2 protein-coding genes are annotated in these 2,692 nt (G+C 66.1%); one reads left to right on the top strand and one right to left on the bottom strand.

Annotated features, from left to right (window positions below):
- Nucleotides 1-508: 508 nt before the first annotated feature.
- Complete coding sequence (locus IP86_RS13945; RefSeq protein ID WP_054163143.1) at nucleotides 509-1,489, bottom strand: magnesium transporter CorA family protein; 981 nt, start codon at nucleotides 1,487-1,489, stop codon at nucleotides 509-511.
- Between the two features lie 371 nt (nucleotides 1,490-1,860).
- On the opposite strand from IP86_RS13945, the gene IP86_RS13940 reads away from it, so the two are divergent.
- Nucleotides 1,861-2,541, top strand: coding sequence for a L,D-transpeptidase (locus IP86_RS13940; protein ID WP_054163142.1), 681 nt, complete (start codon nucleotides 1,861-1,863; stop codon nucleotides 2,539-2,541).
- Nucleotides 2,542-2,692: the final 151 nt, after the last annotated feature.

Here is a 2,692-nt window from a genome sequence, read left to right as displayed (position 1 = left end):
GGGATCCCGACGCCGCCCGGGACCCGTGCGTGCGAGGCACGAGGCGCGGACGCCGCGTCCGTTCAGGCTTCGCCGACCAGCGTCAGCTCCGCCGAACCATCGTTCCGGACCGGTTGCCCGGCCCGTCGATCTGTCCCGCTCAACGACGCCTCGCGAAGCGCCCCTCACGGACAGGACGACACGGACTATAGTCCTTTTAGGAATTTTGTCAAGACGAATGTCTGACAGCAGTGATGGGTTTCGCTACGCTCAACCCCTCCGACGCACGGGCCATTTCGGCATTGAGTGTCCCGGACGCGCTGCGGCACGCAGTGCCGCTGCGCAGAGCCGGGACCCCGGTTAGGGCGCTCGCCACCCTGCTGCTGCTCGATAAGTAACCGGGATCCCGCATCTGCGGAGCAGCGCTGCGCGCTGCACCGCGTGCGGGACGCGGAGAGGTTAAGCCCGTCCGCGGCGCTGCGCCGCGTGCGGGAGACGAGGCTGCGGATCGAGCGCTGCTAATCGCGCCCTACAACCACTTCTTCCACTTGAAAAACATATACGGCACGATCGCCGCGACCAGCATCATGCCCAGCGCCATGGTGTAGCCGTGGGCCCATTCGAGTTCGGGCATGAACTTGAAGTTCATGCCGTAGATCGAGGCGATCAGGGTCGGCGGCATCAGGACGACGGCCATCACCGAGAACAGCTTGATGATGTTGTTCTGCTCGAGATTGACGACGCCCAGCATGGCGTCGAGCACGAAGGTGATCTTGTTGGACAGGTAGCTGGCGTGGTCGGTCAGCGAGATCACGTCGCGCTGCATGGTCTTGAGCTGGGTGCGGCTGTCCTTCGGCCATTTCAGGCCTTCGCCCTCGACGGTGAGGAAGGCGACCAGGCGGCCGATCGACACCAGGCTCTCGCGGACCTTGGAGACAAGGTCGCCCTTGCGGCCGATCGCGATCAGGATGTCGGAATAGCGCTTGGGGTGGCCGGTGCGGGCTGCCCCCTCCGGCTCGAAGATCTCGCGGCTGACGTCGTCGACCTCGGAGCCGGCGCGCTCCAGGATGTCGGCGCAGCGGTCGATCACGGCGTCGAGCAGTTCGAGCAGCACGGTCTCGCCGGTGGCGCTGAACGACGGCGTGCGGGCGAGCCGGTTCTCCACCACCGGAAACGGCCGCGGCTCGTCGTAGCGCACCGTGACCAGCTTGCGGCCGGCCAGGATGAAGGTGACGGGCGACAGCCGCGGCGACGTGGTGTCGGCGCCGCACATCAGGCTGGCCGTCATGTAGCGGGCGCCGTTCTCGATATAGAGTCGGCTGGAGATCTCGATCTCCTGCATGTCCTCGCGGGTCGGCACCGCGATCCCGGCGAGCTTCTCGACCGCGCGATCCTCGTCGGCGGTCGGCCGTTCGAGATCGATCCACACCGCGTCTTCCGGCAGCGCATTGAGGTCGATCGGCCCGGCGCGCTTGAGGGCGGAGTCGGCGGGAGCGAAGAGCGCGAGCATGAAGGCTCCGGTGCTTGGCGGGAGGTGACGGCGGAGGTGGCCCTGGAGTGCCGCAACTGCGCCGGGGTGGCAAGCTCCGCCGACGCCGGTCGCGACGGTTTTCATCGGCACGGCGAAGACGCGGCACAGATGCGGCGGGTCCGCCACAGCTGCTGCCGCGAAGTTCATCATCTACCGCCGTTCTGCGGCAGAAATGCAACAACGCTGCGCCACCGTACGGAACCCCACGCGGAAATGCTGGTAAAGCGGCCGCTTTCGGCGATACTAAAGCCTAGGAATCGTCGCTGAACGAGACCACGTCCGGCGCGGCTTTGCGCGCAATGCTGATCAGGCGCGCAGCTTGGGGCGCGCTACTCTGAAATGGAACGATAATGGCGTCTCTTGGAAAGAAGCTGGGGCTGCTCGTCGGCGCGGGCCTGCTGTTGTCCGGCTGTATGCAGGCCACGACCTATCAGGAGACCCCGTCGGCGGCGCTGAAGCCGCGCGACAAGGAGCTCCTCTCCAAGGTCTCCTATGTGAAGACGCCGGTGCCGGAAGCGTTCCGCCGCGCCATCGTCGACTATCACCGCAAGGAAGCGCCCGGCTCGATCGTGGTCGATTCCGACAATCACTACCTGTACTACGTGCAGGAGGGCGGCAAGGCGATCCGCTACGGCATCACCGTCGGCGAAGAGGCGATGGCCTGGTCGGGCATCGCCAAGGTCGGCGCGATGGCCGAATGGCCGGCCTGGCATCCGACCCCCAGCGAAATCTCCCGCCTCGGCGTGCCGAAGTTCGTCGCGCCCGGCCCGGACAATCCGATGGGCTCGCGCGCGATCTATCTGTATTCGGGCGGCAAGGACACGCTGTTCCGCATCCACGGCACCAACCAGCCGGAATATATCGGCGCGTCGATCTCCTCGGGCTGCATCCGCATGACCAACGAGGACGTCATCGACCTGTACAACCGGGTCAAGATGGGCGCGATCGTCGTGGTACTGGAGCCCAAGCACGGCGACTCGCCGTACAACTCCAAGATGGCGCTGCAGGGCGGCTCGTCGAGCTGGCAGTAACGCCGTCGGGCGAAGGCCGAGGCTTCGGCCCGCCCCCAAGCAGCTTTAGTTTTATCGAAAAGCGCCGGCTCGTCCGGCGCTTTTTTGTTGGCCGATGCGCAGCGCCAAACCGCAGCGCGCTCCCTCTCCCGCTTGCGGGAGAGGGCTGGGG

The organism is Rhodopseudomonas sp. AAP120 (genome assembly GCF_001295845.1).
In the GTDB taxonomy this organism is placed as follows: Bacteria; Pseudomonadota; Alphaproteobacteria; order Rhizobiales; family Xanthobacteraceae; genus Rhodopseudomonas.
The sequence above is the reverse complement of the archived record's forward strand: the minus strand, read 5'-3'. Positions and strand labels throughout refer to the sequence as shown.

Bases quoted from the DNA above. Each gene is read 5' to 3' on its own strand.
- IP86_RS13940 (WP_054163142.1), top strand. From the start codon at position 1,861: ATGGCGTCTCTTGGAAAGAAGCTGGGGCTGCTCGTCGGCGCGGGCCTG.
- IP86_RS13945 (WP_054163143.1), bottom strand. From the start codon at position 1,489: ATGCTCGCGCTCTTCGCTCCCGCCGACTCCGCCCTCAAGCGCGCCGGG.